The following is a 23,495-nucleotide window of genomic DNA, read 5'->3' on the forward strand; positions in this document are numbered from 1 at the left end:
ACACCGTCCGTAGTCGAACGGAGTTCATCGCGTGTCATCGCAGACCGCCACAGCGGAGCCCCAGCTGCTCCACCTGCTCGACCAGCTCACCGTCGAGGAGAAGGCCGCCCTCGTCGTGGGGGCCGGCCTGTGGAGCACCGCTCCCGTCGAGCGCATCGGCCTCGAGCCGGTCGTCCTGTCCGACGGTCCCGTCGGGGTGCGCGGCACGGAAGGCGGCACGTCCGCGATGCTCCCTGCCCCGTCCGCAGTCTCCGCGACGTGGGACCTGACCCTGGCCGCCACGGCGGGCGAGCTCTTCGCCGCCGAGGCCCGGCGGCACGGCGTGGACGTGGTCCTCGCCCCGCAGGTCAACCTGCAGCGCACCCCCGTGGGCGGCCGGCACTTCGAGTGCTACTCCGAGGACCCGCACCTCACGTCCGAGGTCGCGGTGGCCCTGGTCACCGCCGCGCAGGCGCACGGCGTCGGCATGTGCGTGAAGCACTACGTCGCCAACGACTCGGAGACCGAGCGCACCCGTTACCTCTCTCGCGTCGACGCCCGCACCCTCCGCGAGGTATACCTCCAGCCGTTCGAGCGCCTCGTCCAGGCGGGCGCCTGGAGCATCATGGGCGCCTACAGCGGCGTGGACGACGGCGAGGTCGCCGCCCCGATGCTCGAGCACGGCCCGCTCGTCAACGGCGTCCTCAAGGAGGAGTGGGGTTTCGACGGCCTCGTCGTCAGCGACTGGGTCGGCACGCAGTCGGTGGCCCCGGCCGTCCGCGGCGGCCTGGACCTGCAGATGCCCGGCCCGGACGGCCCGTGGGGCGACGGCCTGCTCGACGCCGTCCGCTCCGGCGAGGTCGCCGAGCACGAGCTGGACGACAAGGTGCTGCGCCTCCTGCGGCTCGCGGCCCGGGTGGGCAGGCTCTCGCTGCCCGACGGCGTCGCGGGCGCGCCTCCCAGCACCACGTCACCGCTCGCGGTCGAGTGGACCCGCGACGCGTCGGCCGCCTTCCTGCGGGAGCTCACCGCCCGCTCGATCGTGGTCCTCAAGGACACGGCGGGCCTCGTCCCGCTGACGGCCCCGGGCGAGGCGGCCGCGGAGGGCGACCGGACGTCGTCGGGCACCGCGCTGCGCGTCGCCCTGCTGGGGTCCGCCGCCGTGGCGCCCTTCTTCCAGGGCGGCGGCTCGTCGTTCGTGGTGCCCGACCGCCTCAGCCACCCCGCCGACGCGCTGCGCGAGGCGTTGCCGGAGGGCTCCGAGGTCGTGCTGCACGCCGGGTCCCGCGCGCTGCGCAACCCGCCGCTGCTGGACGTCGCGCGGTGCACCGACCCGGTGTCGGGCGAGCCGGGGCTCCGCCTCGACCTGCTCGCCGGCGACGGCACCGTGCTGGAGACCCAGACCCTCGCCACCTGGGACGGCTGGCTCCAGGACGTGCGGCCCGACGCTGACGCCGTCCGCCTCCGGGCCACCGTCCGCGTCGACGAGCCCGGCGAGCACGAGCTCGGCGTCGGCACGGTCGGAGTGCACGAGGTGCGCGTCGACGGGGACGTCGTCGCGACCGGCAGCACCGTCGTGGCCGAGGACGTGGTGCTGGCCTCCGGCCACAACCACCCCGTCGCGGTGGTCCGGCCCCTGACCGGCGGCGGGACCGCCGACCTCGACGCCACGCTCCAGGTGGTGCACCCCGTCGGGTACGACGACTTCGTCCGCGCGGCGCTCGTGCACCGGCTGCCCGGCCCGTCGCCCGAGGACGAGCTCGCCGAGGCGGTCGCCGCGGCAGCCGCCTCCGACGTCGCGATCGTCGTCGTCGGCACCACCGAGGAGGTGGAGTCCGAGGGGTACGACCGCACGGACCTCGACCTGCCCGGCAACCAGGACGAGCTGGTCCGGCGCGTGCTCGCCGCCAACCCGCGCACGATCGTGGTCATCAACGCCGGCGCCCCCGTGGTGCTGCCCTGGCTCGACGACGCCCCGGCCGTCCTGTGGGGCTGGCTGCCCGGCCAGGAGGCCGGGACGGCGCTCGCCGACGTGCTGACCGGGGCCACCGAGCCGTCGGGCCGCCTGCCGTGGACCCTGCCCGCCCGCTACGAGGACGTGCCGGTGCCGCACGCCGTCCCGGTCGACCGGGTCGTCGACTACGCCGAAGGCCTCGACGTGGGCTACCGCGCGTGGGAGCGACGGGCAGCGACCGGCGCGGCCCCCGCCGCGCCCTTCGGGCACGGCCTGGGCTGGACCACCTGGTCCTACGAGTCCGTCGCTGTGGGTACGGAAGCCACAGCGGACGGCGGCCTGGAGGTGACGGTCAGCCTCCGGAACACCGGGCCGCGCGACGGCCGCGAGGTGGTGCAGGTCTACGTCGAGCCGCCGGCGGAGGACGCGGAGCGCGACCCCCGCCGCCCCGTGCGCTGGCTCGGCGGGTTCGCGGTCGTGGACGTCCCCGCCGGGGACAGCACGACCGTCACGGTGCGGGTCCCGGCCCGCGCCCTCCAGACGTGGGACGACGGCACGGCCGCCTGGCGCACCCCGCCCGGCGAGTACCGACTCCGTGCCGGCCGTTCCGTGCGGGACCTGCGGCTCACCGCCGTGGTGCCCGTCGGGGACATCCCCCGGTAGTCCCCGCTCGACCAGCTGTCACCGAGAGCAGTACCGGAAGTACCCGCCCGCGAGGACAGTCCGTCGGGCGGTCACTGTCACAGAAGACGTCCCGCCCTGCGCGGGACCGTGCAAGGAGGCACACACGTGAGGATCCGCAAGCACATCGCCGCGGTGGCTGGCGCCGCCGTGGTCGCGCTGCTGGCCGCAGCCTGCAGCGGCGCCGGCGGCCAGACCGCCACCGGCGGAGACGAGGGCGCCACGCTCACCGTGGGCATGCCGAACGGCGTGCAGACCGAGAACCAGAGCCCGTTCGCGACCGGTTCGTCGGCGCTCTCGCTCGGCTACGCGTTCGTCATCTACGAGCCGCTCATGATGGTCAACGACGCCCGCCCGTCGGAGGAGCCGCAGTCCTGGCTCGCCGACAGCATCGAGTGGAACGAGGACTTCACCGAGGCCGTCATCACGCCCCGCGAGGGCGTGACGTGGTCCGACGGCGAGGAGTTCACGGCCGACGACATCGCGTTCTCGATCCAGCTCCGCAAGGACTTCGAGGCCCTCAACACGACGGCCCTCCCGTACGGCGAGATCACGAACGACGGCAGCACCGTGACCGTCGGGTTCGAGGCGTCGCAGTTCGTGAACCAGTCCAAGCTCTACAAGCTGCTCGTCATCCCGGAGCACATCTGGAAGGACGTGGAGGACCCCACCACGTTTACCAACACCGAGCCAGTGGGCACCGGCCCGTACACGCTCGACTCCTGGACGCCGCAGGCCGCCACCGTCGTGGCGCGCGACGACTACTGGGGCGGCGAGCCGCAGGTTCCCGCGATCCGCTACTCGTCGTACAACGACAACAACGCCCTGACGACGGCCCTCACCACCGGTGAGGTGCAGTGGGGCTGGACCTTCATCGCCGACTACGAAGAGGTCTACATCGCCCAGGACGCGGAGCACTACAACCAGTACGCCGCTGCCGGCCTCGGCATCGACGTCCTCTACGTGAACAACGAGACCAAGCCGTTCGACAACAAGGTCTTCCGGCAGGCGCTCAACATGGTCGTCGACCGCCAGGAGCTCGTGGACATCGCGACCTCGGGCGTCAACCCGGCGCTCACGAGCGTCACCGGCATGCCGCTGCCCGCCGGTGAGGAGTTCCTCTCCGCCGACTACGCGGACGCCGAGTACGAGGTCGACGTCGAGGGCGCCCGCGCGCTCCTCGAGGGCGCCGGCTACACCTGGGACGGCGAGGCCCTCGTTGACCCCGACGGCGAGCCCGTCACCTTCGAGCTGACCAACCCGGCCGGCTGGAACGACTACCTCACCGCGCTCGACCTCATCAAGAACGCGGCGTCGGAGCTCGGCGCGGCCGCCACCGTCAACCCCGTGAACGCCGACGGCTGGTTCGCCGACGTCATCCCCCCGGGCGAGTTCCAGGCCACCCTGCACTGGACCGACGGCGGCGCCACCCCGTGGGACATGTACTCCAACATCATGGACGGCGCGCAGTACAAGCCCCTCGGCGAGGCAGCCAACTGGAACTTCGGCCGCTTCCAGAACGAGGAGGTCACGACGGCGCTCGCCGCCTACGCCAGCGCCACGGACGACGCGGCCCGCAGGACCGCGATGGACACCGTGCAGAAGGTGTTCGTCGAGGAGGTGCCCGCCATCGCGATCTGGTCCCGCCCGGCGACCGCCCAGTACTCCACCCAGAGCTACGTGGGCTGGCCGTCCGAGGATGACCCGTACAACCAGCCGCAGCCCACGGGGCCGCAGGCAGTCCAGATCGTCATGAACCTCGAGCCCGCGAACGGGTGATCAGGTGACCGACGCTCGACACGCTCCCGAGGTGCCGGCGGAGCTCGCTCCGGCCGGCGCCTCGGGGGCGCCCCCCGAAACCCGCGCCGCGGCCCAGGACGGGCCCCCCGTCCTCGCGGCCCGCGGCCTCACGAAGCACTTCGCGGTCGGCGGACTCAGCAAGCAGAGCGCCGGAGGTGGCGTCCGCACCCGCAAGGTGGTGCACGCTCTTGACGGTGTGGACCTCGACCTGCACCGCGGCAGCGTCCTCGCCGTGGTGGGCGAGTCCGGCTCCGGCAAGTCCACGATCGCGCGGCTGCTCGCCGGTCTCGTACCGGTCACGTCCGGGTCGATCATGCTCGACGGCACCGAGGTGCGCGTGCGCGGTCGCCGGGCGTTCCGCCGCTACGTCCGCCGGGTCCAGATGATCTTCCAGGACCCGTTCGGCTCCCTGAACCCCGTGCACCCGATCCGGTACACGCTCACCCGCAGCGTGCGGATCCACCGCGGCCGGCTGACGGGCGCCGCGCTCGAGGCGGCTCTCGCGGAGCTGCTCGAGCGGGTGCACCTCACCCCGGCCGAGCGCTACATCGACGCCTACCCGCACGAGCTGTCGGGCGGCCAGCGCCAGCGCGTGGCGATCGCCCGCGCGCTCGCAGCAGACCCCGAGGTGCTCCTGGCGGACGAGCCCATCTCGATGCTCGACGTCTCGATCCGCCTCGGGATCCTCAACCTGCTCAAGGACCTCCGCGACCGCCTCGGCATCGCGATCCTGTACATCACGCACGACATCGCGTCGGCTCGCTACTTCGCCGACCGGACGATCGTGCTGTACGCGGGCCGGGTCATGGAGGCGGGCGACAGCGAGTCGGTCACCCAGGACCCGAAGCACCCGTACACGCGGCTGCTCGTCGCGTCGGCGCCGGACCCGGACGACCTGTCCGGGGGAGACGGCGACCTGAGCGCCCGGCAGGTTCCCGGCGAGCCGCCCAGTCTCATCGACCCGCCGTCGGGCTGCCGGTTCAACCCGCGCTGCCCGTTCGCGACCGACCTGTGCCGCACCGAGGTGCCCGACCTGTTCGACGTGGCCCCCGGCCGCTCCGCGGCGTGCTGGGCCTACTCGGACCGGCCCGGCAAGCCGGTGCTCGACCTCGCGACCGCCGGCCACCGCACCGGGGACGCCGCCACCGGGAAGGGGGCCCCCTCGTGACGTTCCTCCTCCGGAGGATCGCGTTCTACGCGCTGACCGCGTGGGCCGCGATCACCCTCAACTTCATCGTGCCCCGCCTGCTCCCGGGCGACCCGGTGACGGCCCTCATGGGCCGCATGCAGGGCCGCATCGACTCCAACGCGGAGCAGTCGCTCCGCGTCCTGTTCGGCCTGGACCAGGACCTGAGCCTCTGGCAGCAGTACACCGCCTACTGGGCGATGCTCTTCCGCGGCGACCTGGGCCTGTCGTTCACGCACTTCCCCACCCCGGTGGCGGACATCGTGGGCCAGGCCCTCCCGTGGACCGTCGGCCTCGTGGGCGTCGCGACGATCATCGCGTTCGTGCTCGGCACGCTCGTGGGCATCGCCATCGGCTGGCGCCGTGGCACGTGGGCCGACGGCATCCTGCCCGTCTCCACCTTCTTCTCGGCCGTGCCGTACTTCTGGGTGGGGCTCATCACCATCACGGTGTTCGCCGTCAACCTGCGGTGGTTCCCGTCCAACGGCAGCTACGACCGCGGTCTCGTGCCGGCGTTCACCGGGGAGTTCGTCGGCTCGGTGATCTACTACGGCTTCCTGCCCGCGCTCACCGTGGTGCTGTCGTCCGTGGCGGGCTGGATCCTCGGGATGCGCAACATGATGGTCACCGTGTCCTCGGAGGACTACGTGACGGTGGCCCACGCCAAGGGCCTCCCCGGCCACCAGGTGGTGCTCGGCTACGCCGCGCGCAACGCGATCCTGCCGCAGGTCTCCAGCTTCGCGCTGTCCCTCGGCTTCGTGGTGGGCGGCACGCTGATCATGGAGATGGTCTTCTCCTACCAGGGCATCGGCTACACGCTCTACCAGGCGGTCTCCACGCACGACTACCCGCTGATGCAGGGCTGCTTCCTCGTCATCACGCTGTCCGTGCTGGTCGCCAACATCATCGCCGACTTCGCCTACGTGGCGCTGGACCCGCGCACCCGGAAGGAGGACTGACATGGCGACCACGACCACCCTCTCCACGGGAGAGGTGACGCCCCCGCCCGAGGTGCGTGCCGCCGCCCTCACCCCACGAAGCGTCCTCGCTTCGCTGCGGCGCTTCGCGAGGACCCCGAGGGTCGGGCAGCGACAGCGCAAGCCGCAGCGGCTGCTGTTCCTGCGCAACACCAAAGCCCTGACCGGCCTGGGGATCCTCGTGTTCTTCGCGCTGCTCGCGGTGGTGGGGCCCTGGGTGGCCCCGTACGACCCCAACCAGGTGAGCCCCGACCTGCTGCAGGCGCCGTCGCTGGCGCACTGGCTCGGCACCGACCACACGGGGCGCGACATCATGTCGCAGATCATCGTCGGCACGCGCGGCGTGATGATCGTCGGCCTGGTGGCCGGCGTGAGCGCCACGGTGGTGGGCGTCCTGGTGGGCGTCACCGCGGGCTTCGTGGGCGGGGTGGGCGACGAGACGCTGTCGGCCCTGTCGAACGTGTTCCTCGTGATCCCGCAGCTGCCCCTCATCATCATCATCGCGGCGCAGCTGCCGAGCGCGGGCGGCATGACCGTGGCCCTCGTCATCGGCGCCACGGGCTGGGCCTGGGGCGCGCGCGTCCTGCGGGCGCAGACCCTCTCGCTCCGGAAGCGCGACTTCGTCGAGGCCGCCCGGGCGAACGGCGAGCGCACCTGGCGACTCGTCCTGGCCGAGGTGCTGCCGAACCTGTCGGCGGTCATCGCGTCCGGGTTCGTCGGCACGGTGACGTTCGCGGTGCTGTCCCAGGTGACGCTGTCGTTCATCGGCATCACGCCGGTGAGCGAGTGGAACTGGGGCACCATCCTGTTCTGGGCGCAGAACAACATGGCGCTGCAGCGCGGCGCGTGGTGGTGGTTCGTCCCCGCCGGCGCGTGCATCGCCCTGCTCGGCATGGCGCTCGCGCTGGTCAACTTCGGCATCGACGAGTTCGTCAACCCCCGCCTGCGGTCGACCGGCCTGCACGCGCGGTCCCTGCGCCGCCGGGGCATCCGCCCGCGGGTGGGCTTCACGCCGGTCGCGCGGGAGGGCAGGCCATGAGCGCCATGAGCGCCAAGACGACGACGGCGGAGCCGGTGCTCGAGATCCGGGACCTGTCCGTGGACTACGGCTACGGCGACGACCCCACGCACGTGCTGCGGAACGTGTCGCTCACGCTGAACCGGGGCGAGGTGCTCGGGCTCGCCGGGGAGTCGGGCTGCGGCAAGTCGACGCTCGCCTACGCGGCGACGCGGCTGCTGGCCCCGCCCGGCATCATCACGAGCGGCGAGGTGCTGCTCACCGGCCGAGACGGCAGGCGCGCCGACCTGCTCGGCCTCACCGACGGGCAGCTGCGCAGCACCCGCTGGCAGGACGTCGCGATCGTGTTCCAGGGCGCCATGAGCTCGCTCAACCCCGTGTACCGGGTGGGGCGGCAGCTCGTCGACGGCATCCTGGCGCACCGCAAGGGCATGCCCAGGGTGCAGGCGGAGGAGCGGGCCGCGGAGCTCCTGAGCATGGTCGGCATCCCGGCGGACCGGCTGCGGTCGTACCCGCACCAGCTCTCCGGCGGGATGCGCCAGCGCGTCATGATCGCGATGGCGCTCGCGCTGGAGCCGCAGGTGCTCATCATGGACGAGCCCACGACGGCGCTCGACGTGGTGATGCAGCGCCAGATCCTCGAGCAGGTGATGGAGCTGCGGGACCGGCTCGGCTTCTCGGTCATCTTCATCACGCACGACGTGTCGCTGCTCGTGGAGGTCGCCGACCGGATCGCCATCATGTACGCGGGCGAGATCGTGGAGCAGGCGGCGGCGGGCGACGTGTACCGGCGCCCGCGGCACCCCTACTCCCACGGGCTGCTCGGGTCGTTCCCGCCCCTGCACGGCCCGCGGCGGGAGCTGTCGGGCATCCCCGGCTCGCCGCCGGACCTGAGGCGCCTGGCGCCCGGCTGTCCGTTCGCGGCCCGCTGCCCGCACGTCATGGACGTGTGCCGCACGGACCGTCCGGTGCTCGGGCCGACGGCGTTCGCCAGCACGGGGCCGGGTGTCGCCACGGCGGCCGAGGACGGACGCCTGGTGGCGTGCCACCTGCACGCGCAGGGCTCGGGCCCGGTGCCGAAGGCGCTGGCACGGTAGCCGCACGCACACGCCGAGGTAGTCAGGTCGTCGGACGACCTGACTACCTCGGCGCTCGTGCAGGCGTCAGCGGGTCAGAGCGCGCCCACGTACAGCAGCTTGTTGGGCGAGTTGCGGCCCGGGTTCGTGACCACGCCGTTCGTGGCGGTCGAGGCCAGGACGGAGGTCACCTGGGCCGGGGTGTGGGCCGGGTGAGCGGCGAGCACGAGGGCGGCGGCGCCGGCGACGTGCGGAGACGCCATCGAGGTGCCCGAGATGGTGTTCGTCGCCGACGTCGAGGTGTGCCAGGCGGAAGCGATCGCCGAGCCCGGCGCGAAGATGTCCACGCAGCTGCCGTAGTTGGAGTAGGACGCGCGGGCGTCCGAGCTGTCGGTGGCACCCACGGTGATGGCCGTGGCCTCAGAGGCCGGCGACTTGCGGCAGGCGTCGGTCCTCTCGTTGCCGGCCGCGACGACGAACGTGACGCCGTCGGACACGGCGCGCGCGACCGCCGCGTTCAGCGCGGTGGACTTGCTCCCGCCGAGCGACATGTTCGCGACGGCGGCCTCGCCGGCGGAGTGGTCGGAGGCGACCCAGTCGATGCCCGCGATGACGCCGGCGTTGGTGCCCGAGCCGGCGCAGTCGAGCACGCGCACGGCCACCAGGGTGACGCCCTTGGCGACGCCGAACCGGGTGCCGCCCACGGTGCCCGCCACGTGCGTCCCGTGACCGTTGCAGTCGGTCGCGGCTCCGCCGTCGACGGCGTCATAACCGGAGACCGCGCGGCCGCCGAAGTCGGTGTGCGTGGTGAGGATGCCCGTGTCGACGACGTAGGCGGTGACGCCGGCCCCGGTGCTGGGATAGGTGTACGAGCTGTCCAGCGGCAGGTTGCGCTGGTCGATGCGGTCCAGGCCCCACGACGGCGTGGGCGTCTGGGTGGCCGCGAGGCTCACGGTGGCGTTCTGCTCGACGTACGCGACGGCGGGGTCGGCGGCCAGCTTCTTGGCCTGCCCCTCCGACAGGGTCACCTCGAAGCCCCGGACGGCGCTGCCCCAGGTCTGGACGACCTTGCCGCCGTGGGCCTTGGCGAGGCCGGCGGCCTTGCCCTTGACGTCGGCCGTGGTGAAGCCGTCCTCGAGCACGACGATGTAGGAGTCCTTGATCGCACCGGGAGCGCCGGCACCGAGGATCGTCGCGTCGGGCCCGGCGGCCGCGGCCGCCGGGGCGAGCGCGAGCGGGGTGAGCAGCAGGGCGGCGACGGCCAGGGCGGCCGACGTCCGGCGGCGCAGGATGTGCTGGTTCAACGTGTCCTCCAGGGAGACGGGAAGAGGGTGAGGAAGGCGCACGGGGTGCGCCGGGTGTGCCGAGGTAGTGACTCCGTCCGACGGAGTCACTACCTCGGCGCAGGTGGTGGTCGTCAGAGGGTGAGCGACCAGTTGGTCAGCGTGCCGACGTCGCCGCCCGCGGCGTCCTGGACCCGGAGGTTCCAGGTGCCGTTCGCGGTCTCGTTGGACAGCGTGACCGTGAAGGCCTGGTCCACGTTGTCCGCCGACCCGCCGTTGCGGTTGAGCAGCGTGTAGACGGTGCCGTCGGGCGCCACGAGGCTCACGACGAGGTCGCCCCGGTACGTGTGCGTGATGTCCACGTCGACGACGGCGGACGTCTTGGTGCCGGCGCAGCCCGCGATCGTGATCGGGCTGTTGATCGTCGTGTTGTCGGAGATGGCCGCGTCGGTCCCGTTGGCGCCCGAGCAGCTGCCCGGCGGGGGCGTGGTGCCGCCCGCGGTGAGGTTGAGCGACCAGTTCGTCAGGGTGCCCGTGTCACCGCCCGCCGTGTCGGCGACGCGCAGCCTCCAGGTGCCGTTGGCCACCTCGGAGAGCGCCACGGTGAAGGCCTGGTCGACGTTGTCGGCCGAGCCGCCCGCGTTGTTCAGCAGGACGTACAACGAGCCGTCCGGCGCGACGAGCGTCACGTCGAGGTCGCCGCGGTAGGTGTGGGTGATGTCGACGTCCACGACGGCCTGGGTGGCCGTCCCGGCGCAGCCCGAGATCGTGACCGGCGACTCGATGGTGGAGTTGTCGTTGATCGCGTAGTCGGTGCCCGCGACCTGGCTGCAGCCCGGGGCGCCGTTGACGGTCAGCGCGTACGACGTGGTGTTCGTCGTGACGCCGCCCGCGCCCCGCACGGTCACCGCGGTGGTGCCCGCGGTGGCCGACGACGACGCGGTGAGCGTCATCGTCGACGTTCCGCCCGAGGTGACGGTGGCGGGGGAGAAGGTTGCCGTGACCCCGGCCGGCAGGCCGGTCGCGGACAGGGCGACGGACTGCGCCGCGCCGGCCGTGGTCGCGGTGGAGACGGTCGCGGTGACGGACGAGCCCGGGTTCACGGCGCCCGAGGCGGGCGACACCGAGATCGAGAAGTCCTGCGTGGGCGGCGTGATGCTGCCGACGTAGAGCAGGCGGTTGGGCGAGCCTGTCCCGGGGCTGGTGACGACGTTCGGCGTCGCGTCGGCCACGAGCTTGTCGCGCACCTGGGCCGGCGTGTAGCTCGGGTAGGCGTTGAGCACGAGGGCGGCGGCGCCGGCGACGTGCGGAGACGCCATCGAGGTGCCCGAGATGGTGTTCGTCGCCGACGTCGAGGTGTGCCAGGCGGACGTGATGGACGAGCCCGGCGCGAAGATGTCGAGGCAGGTGCCGTAGTTCGAGTACGACGCCTTGGCGTCGTTCGACTGCGTGGCGCCCACGGTGATCGCGTTCGGGGTGGACGCGGGCGACTTGGTGCACGCGTCGGTGGTCTCGTTGCCGGCTGCGACGACGAAGGTGACGCCGTCGGCGATCGCGTTCGTCACGGCGGTGTTGATGGAGGAGTTCGCGCTGCCGCCCAGCGACATGTTCGCGACGGCCTTCTCGCCCGCGTCGTGGTCGGCGGCGACCCAGTTGATGCCGGAGACCACCCCGGCGTTCGTGCCGGAGCCGGCGCAGTCCAGCACCCGCACGCCGACGAGGGTGACGCCCTTGGCCACGCCGTAGGCGGAGCCGCCCACGGTTCCGGCCACGTGCGTGCCGTGGCCGTTGCAGTCGGTGGCGTTCGAGTCGCCGTCGACGGTGTCGGTGCCGTGGACCGCGCGGCCGCCGAAGTCGCTGTGGGTGGTCAGGATGCCGGTGTCGACGATGTACGCCGTGATGCCGGCCCCGTTGTTCGGGTAGGTGTACGAGCTGTCGGCGGTGGCCGTGCGCTGGTCGATGCGGTCCAGGCCCCACGACGGTGTGGGCGACTGGGTGGCGTCGAGCGTCACGGTGGCGTTCTGCTCCACGTAGGCCACGGCGGGGTCGGCGGCGAGCTTCGCGGCGTCCTCGGCGCTGAGCTCGGCCTCGAAGCCGCGCAGGGCGTGGCCCCAGGTCTGCTTGACCTTGCCCTTGTGCTCCTTGGCCAGGCCGTTGGCCTTGCCCCGGACCTGGGAGGCGCTGACCTCCGAGTCCTTCAGGACGACGATGTACGATCCCTCGATCGCGTTCGGGGCGTCTGTGCCCAGGATCGCGACGTCGGGCTGAGGCGCTGCTGCTGCGGCGGTGCCGAGAGCAGCTGCCTGGGTGAGGGTCAGGGCCAGGGTGAGGGCCGTGGCGAGGCCGGTGGCGGTGGCCGCCCGGCGTCGGTAATCGGTGCGGTGAGTCAACTCTGCCTCCGAGAGCTTGCGCCCCGCCCAGCATCGATGACCAAACCCTGATGCTGCACAGAACGGACCAATGGACAGGCGGAGTCTAGGTGGCAATAGGACCAATGGGTAGGAAAACTTCCTGGAACGGACCATATGAATTGGTCATCACGGCGTGATATGGCCACGGCGTGAGGCCCTCGTGAAGACCGTCCGGACGGCCCACGGCCTGATCTCCCGGGCGCGGCGGGCCATCCCGCAGACGGTAGGTTCTACTCCGTGACATCCCCGCTCGACCGGATCCGTCCGGCTGCCGTGACACCACGGAGGGTCACCGACCTCGCCCTGGCGTTCGGCCTGGTGGTCCCCGAATCGGACGCCCTCGTCAGCTGCGTGGCGTCCGACAACCGTGTCGTCGTCGACGGCGACCTCTTCGTCGCCCTCCCCGGGGCCCGCGCGCACGGCGCGCAGTACGCCGCCGACGCCGTCGCCCGGGGCGCCGCCGCGATCCTCACGGACGCCCGGGGCGCCGAGATCGCCGCCGCCGGCGTGCCCGTGCTGGTCGCCGACGACCCCCGGGCGATCCTCGGGCGGGTCGCGGCCTGGGTGCTGGGCGACCCGGCCGGCCGGCTCCTGACGTTCGGCGTGACCGGTACCAACGGCAAGACGACCACCACCTACCAGCTCGACCACGTGGTGCGGGCCCTCGGCTGGAAGGGTGGCCTCGTCGGCACCGTCGAGACGCGGTCCGGCGACCGCGTGCTGCCCAGCCGGCTCACCACGCCCGAGGCCGCAGACCTCCAGGCCCTCCTCGCCGCCATGCGCGAGGACGAGGTCCGCGCGCTCGCCATGGAGGTCTCCTCGCACGCGCTGGCCCAGCACCGGGTCGACGGCGTCGTGTTCGACGTGGCCGGCTTCACCAACCTGAGCCAGGACCACCTCGACTTCCACGGCGACCTCGAGTCGTACTTCGCCACCAAGGCGCGGCTCTTCACCCCCGAGCACTCCCGCCGCGGCGTCGTCACCGTCGACGACGCCTGGGGCGAGCGCCTCGCCGAGGCGGCGTCCGTGCCCGTGGTGACCCTGGCGACGTCGGGCGGCCCGGCCGACTGGGTCGTGACCGACGTGGCGCCCGCCGGCACCGGCTCCGCCTTCACCGTGACGCACCGCGACGGGCGGTCCGTGCGGACCGCGACGTCGCTGCCCGGCGCGTACAACGTCGCGAACGCGGCGCTCGCGCTCGTGATGGTGGTCGAGAGCGGCGTCGCCGTGGACGAGGTCGTGGCGGCGCTCGACGCCGCCGGCGGCCTCAGCGCCACCGTGCCGGGCCGCATGGAGGTGCTCTCCACGGCGCCGCGCGTCGTCGTGGACTTCGCCCACAACACGGAGGCCCTCACGCTCGCGATGGACGCCCTGCGCCCGACGGCGTCCGGCCGGCTCGCCGTGGTCTTCGGCGCCACCGGCGACCGTGACCCGGGCAAGCGGCCCCTCATGGGCGCGGCCGCCGTGGCGGGGGCCGACGTGGTCTACGTGACCGACGACGACCCCCACGACGAGGACGCCGCCGCCGTGCGCGCGGCCGTCCTGGCCGGGGCCCGCGCGGAGCTCGACCGGACCGGCCGCGACGTGGAGCTGCTCGAGGTGGCGCCCCGGGCGGACGCGATCCGGCAGGCAGTCCGCGACGCGCGGCCGCAGGACACCGTCCTCGTCGCGGGCCGGGGCCACGAGACGGTCCAGGAGGTCGCCGGCGTGGACCTCGAGCTCGACGACCGGGTCGAGGCGCGCGCCGCTCTGGCCGAGCGCACCGACCAGGTCGGCCTTCCCACCAACCCCGCGACCACAGCGCAGCACGAGAGGACGACGGCATGATCGAGCTCACCGCCCAGGAGGTGGCGGAAGCGACCGGCGGACGGCTCCACGGCGCCGACCCGGCGACCGCCGTCACCGGACCCGTGGTGGTGGACTCCCGCCTCGTCGAGCCGGGGTCTCTCTTCGTCGCCCTCCCGGGTGAGCACGTGGACGGCCACGACTACGCCGCCGGGGCGGTCGAGGCGGGCGCGGCGCTCGTCCTCGCCGCCCGCGAGCTCGACGTCCCGTGCGTGGTCGTGGACGACCCGCAGGCCGCCCTCGGCGAGCTGGCCCGCCACGTGCTCGCGCGGGTGCGTGCGGACGGCGACCTCCGCGTCGTGGCCGTCACCGGCTCGGTCGGCAAGACCACGACGAAGGACCTGGTGGGCCGCCTGCTGTCCCCGGAGGGTGAGACGGTGGTGCCGAAGGGCTCGTTCAACAACGAGGTGGGCCTGCCGCTGACCGTCCTGCGGGTCACGCGCGGCACCCGGTTCCTGGTCCTCGAGATGGGCGCCGACCGGGAGGGCAACATCGCGTACCTCACCGGCATCGCGCCGCCCGAGGTGGGGATCGTCCTCGCGGTCGGCTCCGCGCACCTGGGCGTGTTCGGCGACGTCGACGCCATCGCGCGGACCAAGGGCGAGATGGTCTCCGGCGTGCTGCCCGGCGGCGCCGCGGTGCTCAACGTGGACGACATGCGCGTGACCGCGATGGCGGCCCGCGCGGCGCAGGACGTCGAGGTGGTCGGCTTCGGCACGATCACGTCGGCCGCCGTGCGCGCGGAGGACATCACGATGGACCGGGCGGGGCGGGCGTCGTTCACGCTGTGTGCCGGCCGCGGGATCGTCGGCCGCGCCGGGCTCGACGAGGAGCGGGCGCCGGTCTCCCTGCGCCTCGTGGGCGAGCACCACGTCACCAACGCGCTCGCCGCGGCCACCGCGGCGCTGTGCCTCGGCGTCCCGCTGGCCGACGTCGCCGCCCGCCTGAACGCGGCCGGCGCCGACAGCCCGCACCGCATGGCCGTGACCGAGCGGCCCGACGGCGTCACGCTCGTCGACGACTCCTACAACGCCAACCCCGACTCCATGCGCGCAGCCCTCAAGACGCTCGCCGTGATGGCGGGGCGCGACCGCCGGTCGGTCGCGGTGCTGGGCGAGATGCTCGAGCTCGGCGACGAGAGCCGCACGGCGCACGACGCGATCGGCCGCCTGGCCGTCCGGCTGAACATCAAGCTGCTCGTCGTCGTGGGCGACGGGGCGTACCACATCCACGAGGGAGCGACCCAGGAAGGTTCCTGGGGGGAGGAGACGGTGTTCGTGCCCGACGTCGAGTCGGCCCGCCACTACCTGGACGAGGCGCTGCGGCCCGGCGACGTGGTGCTGGTCAAGGCCTCCAACGGCTCGGGCCTCTGGCGCCTGGGCGACGAGCTCGCCGCCGCGGGCTCGGCCGCCGCCGGTACTGTCGCGCCCGCCGTGGAGGTCGCCCGGTGATCGCGATCCTCGTCGGGGCCGGCGTCGCGCTGCTCACGGCCCTGTTCGGTACACCGCTGTTCATCCGCTTCCTGATCCGCAAGAACTACGGTCAGTTCGTCCGCGAGGACGGCCCCACGGCGCACTTCTCCAAGCGCGGCACGCCGACCATGGGCGGCGTCATCATCATCGCCGCGACCCTCATCGGGTACGGCGTCTCGCTGCTGGTCTCGCAGCGCGTCCCCAGCGTGTCGGCGCTGCTGTGCCTGTTCCTCATGACGGGCCTCGGCCTGGTGGGGTTCCTGGACGACTTCACCAAGATCCGCAAGCAGCGGTCGCTCGGCCTGACGGCCCGCGCCAAGCTCGTGGGGCAGGGCGTCGTCGGCGTCACGTTCGCCGCGCTCGCGCTGCAGTTCCCCAACGAGAACTCGCGCACCCCGGCGTCGACCAAGATCTCCTTCCTGCGCGACACCGAGATCGACCTCGCGTTCGCGGGCGCCACCGTGGGCCTCATCCTCTTCGTGATCTGGGCGAACCTGCTCGTCGCGGCCTGGTCCAACGCCGTGAACATCACGGACGGCCTCGACGGCCTCGCCACCGGCGTCTCGCTGATCACGTTCGGCGCCTACGTGCTGGTGGGCATCTGGCAGCTCAACCAGTCGTGCCAGTACCTCGCCGCCGCCGGGCCCAGCTGCTACGAGGTGCGCGACCCGGGCGACCTCGCCATCGTGGCCGCGGCCGTCATGGGCTCCTGCTTCGGCTTCCTGTGGTGGAACGCCAACCCGGCGAAGATCTTCATGGGCGACACGGGCTCGCTCGCCCTCGGCGGCGCGCTCGCCGGCCTGTCGATCCTGACGCGCACCGAGCTCCTCGCGGTCGTCATCGGCGGCATGTTCGTGCTCATCGTGTCGTCGGTCGTGATCCAGATCAGCTCCTTCAAGATGACCGGCAAGCGCGTGTTCAAGATGGCGCCCCTGCAGCACCACTTCGAGCTCATGGGCTGGGCCGAGATCACGATCGTCATCCGGTTCTGGCTCGTCGCGGGCCTGTTCGCGGCGCTGGGGATGGGGCTCTTCTACGCGGAGTGGGTCGTCTCGTGACGCACGGCGTCGTCGAGCCGCGCGTCCCCCTCGCCGACGCCCGTGTCGTGGTGGCGGGCCTGGGCGTCTCCGGCCGTGCGGTCGTCGCCGCCCTCGCGGGCCGGGTCGCGTCGCTCGTCACAGTGGACGCGAACACGCCGGACGCGGACGTCACCGAGGTGTCCGACGACGTCTCGCGCGGCCTGATCGGCCGGTGCGACCTGGTCGTGGCCTCGCCCGGGTGGGCGCCGTCGTCCCCCCTGCTGGCCGCCGCGCTCGCCGCGGGCGTGCCGGTGTGGAGCGAGGTCGAGCTCGCCTGGCGCCTGCGCGTGGACCGCGCGCCGGGGGAGCGGGGGCTCGGTCTCGGACCGGCGCCCTGGCTGGCGGTCACGGGCACCAACGGCAAGACCACGACGGTCGAGATGCTCGACACGATCCTGCGGACCGCGGGCCTGCGGTCCGCCGCCGTCGGCAACGTGGGGCGGCCCGTCGTGGAGGCCGCCCTGGACCCGGCGCTCGACGTCCTCGCGGTGGAGCTGTCGAGCTTCCAGCTGCACTTCACGCACACCATGTCGGTCCAGGCGGGTGCGGTGCTCAACGTCGCGCCCGACCACCTGGACTGGCACGGCTCGCTGGACGCGTACGCGGCCGACAAGGGCCGCATCTTCGAGCGGGCCCAGGTGGCCTGCGTCTACAACGCGGCGGACAGGCGCACCGAGGCGCTCGTCCTCGAGGCCGACGTGGTCGAGGGCGCGCGGGCCGTCGGGTTCGCCGTCGGCGCGCCGGGTCCCGGCGACCTCGGCCTGATCGAGGACGTGCTCGTGGACCGCGCGTTCCACGCCCCGGCCGGCGACCCCTCGCGCCGGTCGCACGCGGCGGAGCTCGCCACCCTCGCCGACCTGCAGCACCTCGCGGGGGCCGACGGCGTGGTCCCGGGTCACGTCGTCGCGAACGCGCTCGCCGCCGCCGCCCTCGCCCGAGCCCACGGCGTGAGCGCCCGCGCGGTGCGCGACGGCCTGCGCGCGTTCCGGCCGGGGGAGCACCGGATCCAGCTGGTCCGCGTGCTCGACGAGGTCGCCTATGTCAACGACTCGAAGGCGACGAACGCGCACGCCGCGGCGGCCTCGCTCGCCGGGTTCGCGCACGGCACCGTCGTCTGGGTCGCGGGCGGCCTCGCCAAGGGCGCCGTCTACGACGACCTGGTGCGCCTCCGGGCGGACCGCCTGCGCGCCGTCGTCCTGATCGGCGCGGACCAGGCGCCGCTCGCCGACACGCTGGCGCGACACGCACCGCAGGTCCCCGTCGTGGTGGTCGATCCCGGGGACACTGGGTCCGTGATGCGCCGGGCGGTGGCCCACGCACGGACCCTGGCGCAGCCGGGCGACACCGTGCTCCTGGCCCCGGCAGGTGCGTCGCAGGACCAGTTCCGCTCGTATGCGCACCGGGGCGAGGAGTTCGCCGAGGCGGTGCGCGGGCTCGCCTGAGGAAGGGGCACGGATGGCTACGACCCAGGGTCCGTCCCGGACCGCCCGGCCCACCCTCACCGCCCGGGTCCCCGCCCGCCGGCCGGAGCGCGTCTGGCTCGGCCAGTGGAACTCGGCCGTGACGAGCTTCTACCTCCTCGTGGGGGCCACCGGCCTGCTGACGGTGATCGGCCTCGTCATGGTCCTGTCCAGCTCGGCCGTGACCTCGATCGCCGACGGCGACTCCCCGTACGCGGCGTTCCTCGTGCAGGCCCAGTACGCGCTGATGGGGCTGCCGATGCTGATCGTCGCCGCCCGACTGCCGCTGCGCTGGTACAAGCGGCTCGCCTGGCCGGCCCTGCTGGTCGCCTGCGTGCTCCTCGTAGCGGTGATCTTCATGGGGGAGGACGCGAACGGCCAGCAGAACTGGCTGGCGTTCGGACCGGTCCGCTTCCAGCCGTCGGAGCTGGCCAAGCTCGCGCTCGCGGTCTGGCTGGGGGCTGTGCTGGGCCGCAAGCAGCACCTGCTCGGCAGCTGGGGCCAGGTGATGGTGCCTGCCGTTCCCGGCGCGGTCCTCGTGATGGGCCTCGTCCTCGCCGGCCGCGACCTCGGCACCGCCCTGGTGCTCGGGCTGCTCGTGGGCGGCGCCTTCTTCGTGGCCGGTGCCCCGCTGGGTCTGCTCGCCGGCGGGAGCGCGGTCGCGTCGTTCGTCGTCGTCTACTTCTTCATCCTCAACCAGGACGGGCAGGACCGGATCGACCGGATCGCCGCCACCTACGGGTCCGACTGCGACAAGGCGTCCGAGTGCTACCAGTCCATCCACGGCCTGTACGGCCTCGGCACGGGCGGGGTGTGGGGCGTGGGCCTGGGGGCGAGCCGCGAGAAGTGGAGCTACCTGCCGGAGGCGCACAACGACTTCATCTTCGCGGTGATCGGCGAGGAGCTCGGCCTGTTCGGCACGCTCCTGGTGCTGGCGCTCTTCGCGCTCCTCGGGCTCGCGATGTCCCGCACGGTGCGCCGCCACCCGGACCCGTTCGTGAAGGTCGCCACCACCGCCGTGGCCTGCTGGGTGGTGGGCCAGGGGTTCATCAACATCGGCGTGGTGATCGGCGTCCTCCCCGTGATCGGCGTGCCGCTGCCGCTCGTCTCGGCGGGAGGCTCCGCCCTCATCACCACGATGGCGGCGCTCGGGATGGTGATCTCGTTCGCCCGCACGGAGCCCGGCGCGGCGGAGGCCCTCGCCGCACGCGGTAGCGTCGTGGCGAGATCCCTCGCCGTCCTCGGCGGGGCGGTCCGCAGACGTTGAGATCGCGGGCAGTCGCACGCGACGACCGGAAGGTGACGATGAGCTCAGCAGTGCCCGAGGTGGACCACCTCGGCAGGGTCCACATGATCGGCATCGGCGGCGCGGGCATGTCCGTGATCGCCCGCCTCCTGGCGGCGCGCGGCGTCGAGGTGCAGGGGACCGACGCCGCGGCGTCGGCGGCCGTCGAGATGCTCCGCGCCGACGGGATCACCGTCTGGGTGGGCCACGACGCCGCCCACGTCGCCGCGGCCGACACCGTCGTCGTCTCCAGCGCCGTGCGCGAGACCAACCCCGAGCTCGCCGCGGCACGCGCCGCAGGCACCCGGGTGCTGCACCGGTCGCAGGCGCTCGCCGCCCTCATGACGGGCCTGCGCGGCGTCGCGGTGGCCGGGGCGCACGGCAAGACCACCACCTCGGCGATGCTCGCGGCGGTGCTCCGCGAGTCGGGCCTGGACCCGTCGTACGCGATCGGCAGCACGATCCGCACCGCGCACGGCGCGACCCCTGGCGGCCACCTGGGAACCTCGGACGTGCTGGTCGCGGAGGCCGACGAGTCCGACGGCTCGTTCCTCAACTACGCGCCCACCGTCGCCGTGATCCTCAACGTCGAGCCGGACCACCTGGACCACTACGGCACGCAGGAGGCCTTCACGGAGGCGTTCGTGCGCTTCGCGGGGCGGGTCGTGCCCGGCGGGTGGCTCGTCGCGTGCTCCGACGACCCGGGGGCGCGCGGCGTCGCGGGGTCCGTCCGCGCCGCGGGCGGCCAGGTGGTCACGTACGGCACCGGCGAGGGCGCCGACGTCCGTGTCGCCGACGTGGTCTCGACCGGCGCCGGCGCCACGGCGGTGCTGCGCGGCGAGCTGCTCGGTGCCGAGGGTCTCGCGCTGCGCCTCTCCGTCCCGGGCGACCACAACGTGCTCAACGCCACCGCCGCCGTGGTCAGCGCCGTGCTCCTCGGCGTGGACGCGGCCACCGCCGTCGCGGGCGCCGCGGCGTTCACGGGCACCGGCCGCCGGTTCGAGGCACGCGGCGAGGCAGGGGGCGTGCGGGTCGTCGACGACTACGGCCACCACCCCACGGAGATCGAGGCGGTGCTGCGCGCGGCCCGCCCGGTCGTGGGCGAGGGGCGGTTGCTCGTCCTGTTCCAGCCCCACCTGTACTCGCGCACGCGGATCTTCGCCGACCGCTTCGCCGAGGCGCTCGCGATGGCCGACGAGGTGGTGGTCACCGGGATCTACAAGGCCCGGGAGGACGTGGACCCCGAGGTCACGTCGCGCACCATCACCGACCTGGTCCGCGGCACGCCCGCGCACCCCGTCGAGGACCGCCTGGAGGCGGCGCACCGCGTCGCCGACCTCGCACGGCCGGGCGACCTCGTCCTCACGGTCGGCGCCGGTGACGTCACCGAGCTCGGTGACGTCATCCTGGCCGACCTGGCCGCCCGGCCCGGCGTCACCTCGGGAGGCGTCGCCTGATGCGTCCGCCGGCACGGCCCCGGACCGCGGGGCCGGCGCGCCCTGCGGAGCGGAGTGGTGCCGCCGCGCCGTCGGCTGCACCGCAGGCAGCACCCGCGAGGCCGCGGCCGCGGGTGAGCGAGCCTCCGCCGGCCGCGTCGGCGCCCGAGCCGTGCCGCGACCACGGCGAGCCGGTGCACCCGGCCGGGTCCTCGACGTCGGGCAGCGGCTCCGGGGCCGGGCCGGTGCGGCCCGGGGTGGTGTCCACCCGGATGGCCGACCGCCGCGCCGAGCGGGACGCGGAGCGCGCCGCGACGGCGCGCCACCGCCTGCTGCGCCGGGTGCTCTGGGGCGTGCTCGCCCTCGTGCTCGTGGGCGCCGCGGGATGGGTCGCGTTCTTCTCGCCGGTGCTGGCGCTCGACGCCGAGCAGGTGGTGGTGCGGGGCGAGGGCGCCACCGTGGACGTGGCCCAGGTGCGTGACGTGGTCGACGACGCGGCGGGCGTGCCCCTCCCGCGGCTCGACACGGTGGCCCTCCGCGAGCGGATCCTCGGCCTGAACGGCGTCAAGGACGTCCGGCTCGGGCGGACGTGGCCCGACGGGCTCGACGTCACGCTGACCGCGCGGGTGCCCGTCGCGGCCGTCCCGGCGCCGGGCGGCTACGCGCTGCTCGACGACGAGGGCGTGCAGGTGGGGGAGTCGCCCCAGCCGCCGGACGCGCTGCCGGTGGTGGCGGTGCCGATCGAGGAGGACGGCGGCACGCTCGCCCTCGGCGCGGCGCTGCGGGTGCTCGGCGCGCTGCCGCCCGACCTGGCGTCGCAGGTGGCGAGCGTGACCGCGGACACGCAGGACGACGTGCGCACCACGTTGCACGACGGCGTCGCGGTCCACTGGGGCAACGGGGAGCGGACGGCGCTCAAGGTGCGCGTGGTGCAGACGCTGCGCGCGGCGGCACCGGAGGCCCGGATCCTCGACGTCTCGTCGCCTGAGCTTCCGGTCACGCGCTGACCGCAGGACGGGCATCGAATGACATCCGTGTGATTCTCGGGTGCGCGTCTCCGCGACACGCGCGACGATGTCTTCGACACACCGGGTCGGCGCACCTACCGTCGGACTCAGCAGCAACCTGACATAACTCTAACCCTCTACCTGAACCTGAGGCTTCGGGCGCTGAAGCGCAGGAGAGGTCGGGACAGGACCGGTCCTGATCGAGCGACCTGATCGAAAGGCAACGACGTGGCAACTCCGCAGAACTACCTGGCAGTGATCAAGGTGGTCGGCATCGGCGGCGGTGGTGTGAACGCCGTGAACCGCATGATCGAGGTCGGCCTCAAGGGTGTCGAGTTCATCGCCATCAACACGGACGCCCAGGCGCTCCTCATGTCCGACGCCGACGTGAAGCTCGACGTCGGCCGTGAGCTGACGCGCGGCCTGGGTGCCGGCGCGGACCCCGAGGTCGGCAAGAAGGCGGCCGAGGACCACGCCGAGGAGATCGAGGACGTGCTCCGCGGTGCGGACATGGTCTTCGTCACCGCGGGCGAGGGCGGCGGCACCGGCACGGGCGGCGCGCCCGTGGTCGCACGCATCGCGCGCTCGCTCGGCGCGCTGACGGTCGGCGTCGTGACGCGGCCGTTCACGTTCGAGGGCCGCCGTCGTGCTGTGCAGGCGGACCAGGGCATCGAGAACCTCCGCAACGAGGTCGACACGCTGATCGTCATCCCGAACGACCGGCTGCTGTCCATGTCCGACCGCAACGTCTCGGCGATCGCCGCGTTCCACTCGGCGGACCAGGTGCTGCACTCCGGCGTCCAGGGCATCACCGACCTGATCACCACGCCCGGCCTGATCAACCTCGACTTCGCGGACGTGAAGTCCGTGATGCAGGGGGCAGGGTCGGCACTCATGGGCATCGGTTCCGCACGCGGCGAGGACCGCGCGGTGCAGGCCGCGGAGCTGGCGATCTCCTCGCCGCTGCTCGAGGCGTCGATCGACGGCGCCCACGGCGTGCTGCTCTCCATCCAGGGCGGTTCCGACCTGGGCCTGTTCGAGGTGCACGAGGCCGCGCGCCTGGTGCAGGAGGCCGCGCACCCCGAGGCCAACATCATCTTCGGTACGGTCATCGACGACGCCCTGGGCGACGAGGTGCGCGTGACGGTCATCGCCGCCGGGTTCGACGGCGGCGCCCCGCAGGTCCGCAAGGACTCGCGCGCGCTCGGCCAGGTCCAGGGGGCGTCGCGCCCGCCGACCACCCAGATCCCGGCGGTCCGGAGCGGCGACGCCGCGCGCACGCCTGTGCCGCAGCCGCCGTCCCACGACGGCCGGCCGGCGTCGTTCCCGCCCGCCGCGGGCACCGGGGCGGGCGTCTCGACGCTGCCGCGCGTGATCCCGGCCGACCCTGACGACGTGCCGGTGAGCCTGGACGAGCCCGCCGTGGTGGTGCAGGGACAGTTCGGCGAGGGGCAGCGGACCACCACCGAGGTGCCGCCGCTGTTCGAGGAGGTCCGCCGCCCGGTGGTGGAGGACCTGGACGTGCCGGACTTCCTGAAGTAGCAGG

The 23,495-nt window shown here is 73.3% G+C and carries 16 protein-coding genes; 14 read left to right on the plus strand and 2 right to left on the minus strand.

The window, feature by feature from the left end; all coding sequences use genetic code 11:
- The first annotated feature begins 31 nt into the window (after positions 1-31).
- From D1350_RS07245 to D1350_RS07270, 6 genes are all read left to right on the plus strand, one after another.
- Positions 32-2,596 carry a beta-d-glucosidase gene (locus D1350_RS07245; RefSeq protein WP_125775296.1) on the plus strand — a complete coding sequence of 855 codons (2,565 nt, stop codon included), beginning with the start codon at positions 32-34 and terminating at the stop codon, positions 2,594-2,596.
- Between the two features lie 126 nt (positions 2,597-2,722).
- Positions 2,723-4,393 carry an ABC transporter substrate-binding protein gene (locus D1350_RS07250; protein WP_164545061.1) on the plus strand — a complete coding sequence of 557 codons (1,671 nt, stop codon included), beginning with the start codon at positions 2,723-2,725 and terminating at the stop codon, positions 4,391-4,393.
- A 4-nt stretch (positions 4,394-4,397) separates the two neighbouring features.
- Positions 4,398-5,582 (plus strand): ABC transporter ATP-binding protein, encoded by a 1,185-nt coding sequence (locus D1350_RS07255; RefSeq protein WP_240643940.1) that lies wholly within the window; start codon positions 4,398-4,400, stop codon positions 5,580-5,582.
- Positions 5,579-6,559 (plus strand): ABC transporter permease, encoded by a 981-nt coding sequence (locus tag D1350_RS07260; RefSeq protein WP_125775297.1) that lies wholly within the window; start codon positions 5,579-5,581, stop codon positions 6,557-6,559. The genes D1350_RS07255 and D1350_RS07260 overlap by 4 nt, the downstream gene beginning before the upstream one ends.
- Position 6,560: 1 nt before the next feature.
- On the plus strand, positions 6,561-7,616 hold the full coding sequence (locus D1350_RS07265; protein ID WP_125775298.1) for an ABC transporter permease: 1,056 nt from the start codon (positions 6,561-6,563) through the stop codon (positions 7,614-7,616).
- Complete coding sequence (locus D1350_RS07270; protein WP_206074450.1) at positions 7,613-8,692, plus strand: ABC transporter ATP-binding protein; 1,080 nt, start codon at positions 7,613-7,615, stop codon at positions 8,690-8,692. Before D1350_RS07265 ends, D1350_RS07270 begins: the two co-directional genes overlap by 4 nt.
- Positions 8,693-8,766: 74 nt before the next feature.
- Here D1350_RS07270 and D1350_RS07275 read toward each other — a convergent pair whose 3' ends face one another.
- Together D1350_RS07275 and D1350_RS07280 are read right to left on the minus strand one after the other, a co-directional pair.
- A complete protein-coding gene (locus tag D1350_RS07275) occupies positions 8,767-9,975 on the minus strand; it encodes a S8 family peptidase (protein WP_125775299.1) in 1,209 nt (402 codons plus the stop codon).
- A gap of 113 nt (positions 9,976-10,088) precedes the next feature.
- Entirely contained in the window at positions 10,089-12,344 is a 2,256-nt protein-coding gene (locus D1350_RS07280; RefSeq protein ID WP_240643941.1) for a S8 family peptidase, read from the minus strand.
- Between the two features lie 258 nt (positions 12,345-12,602).
- Between D1350_RS07280 and D1350_RS07285 the strand changes: the two genes are divergently transcribed.
- The 8 genes from D1350_RS07285 to ftsZ all read left to right on the plus strand — a co-directional run bounded on the left by D1350_RS07285 (position 12,603) and on the right by ftsZ (position 23,491).
- Positions 12,603-14,192, plus strand: coding sequence for a UDP-N-acetylmuramoyl-L-alanyl-D-glutamate--2,6-diaminopimelate ligase (locus tag D1350_RS07285; protein WP_125775301.1), 1,590 nt, complete (start codon positions 12,603-12,605; stop codon positions 14,190-14,192).
- Positions 14,189-15,661: a UDP-N-acetylmuramoyl-tripeptide--D-alanyl-D-alanine ligase gene (locus tag D1350_RS07290; protein ID WP_125775302.1), complete on the plus strand. Its 1,473-nt coding sequence runs from the start codon at positions 14,189-14,191 to the stop codon at positions 15,659-15,661. Before D1350_RS07285 ends, D1350_RS07290 begins: the two co-directional genes overlap by 4 nt.
- Positions 15,658-16,740, plus strand: coding sequence for a phospho-N-acetylmuramoyl-pentapeptide-transferase (gene mraY / locus D1350_RS07295; RefSeq protein ID WP_125775303.1), 1,083 nt, complete (start codon positions 15,658-15,660; stop codon positions 16,738-16,740). The genes D1350_RS07290 and mraY overlap by 4 nt, the downstream gene beginning before the upstream one ends.
- Positions 16,737-18,203, plus strand: coding sequence for a UDP-N-acetylmuramoyl-L-alanine--D-glutamate ligase (gene murD / locus D1350_RS07300; RefSeq protein WP_125775304.1), 1,467 nt, complete (start codon positions 16,737-16,739; stop codon positions 18,201-18,203). The genes mraY and murD overlap by 4 nt, the downstream gene beginning before the upstream one ends.
- A gap of 13 nt (positions 18,204-18,216) precedes the next feature.
- Positions 18,217-19,488 (plus strand): putative lipid II flippase FtsW, encoded by a 1,272-nt coding sequence (ftsW, locus tag D1350_RS07305; RefSeq protein ID WP_125775305.1) that lies wholly within the window; start codon positions 18,217-18,219, stop codon positions 19,486-19,488.
- Positions 19,489-19,526: 38 nt separating this feature from the next.
- Positions 19,527-20,963, plus strand: a complete 1,437-nt coding sequence (murC, locus tag D1350_RS07310) for a UDP-N-acetylmuramate--L-alanine ligase (protein ID WP_125775306.1) — start codon at positions 19,527-19,529, stop codon at positions 20,961-20,963.
- 113 nt (positions 20,964-21,076) lie between these two features.
- Positions 21,077-21,949, plus strand: a complete 873-nt coding sequence (locus D1350_RS07315; protein WP_240643942.1) for a cell division protein FtsQ/DivIB — start codon at positions 21,077-21,079, stop codon at positions 21,947-21,949.
- Between the two features lie 228 nt (positions 21,950-22,177).
- On the plus strand, positions 22,178-23,491 hold the full coding sequence (ftsZ, locus tag D1350_RS07320) for a cell division protein FtsZ (RefSeq protein ID WP_125775308.1): 1,314 nt from the start codon (positions 22,178-22,180) through the stop codon (positions 23,489-23,491).
- Positions 23,492-23,495: the final 4 nt, after the last annotated feature.

It is taken from the genome of Antribacter gilvus, from assembly GCF_003946865.1.
Lineage (GTDB): Bacteria > Actinomycetota > Actinomycetes > Actinomycetales > Cellulomonadaceae > Antribacter > Antribacter gilvus.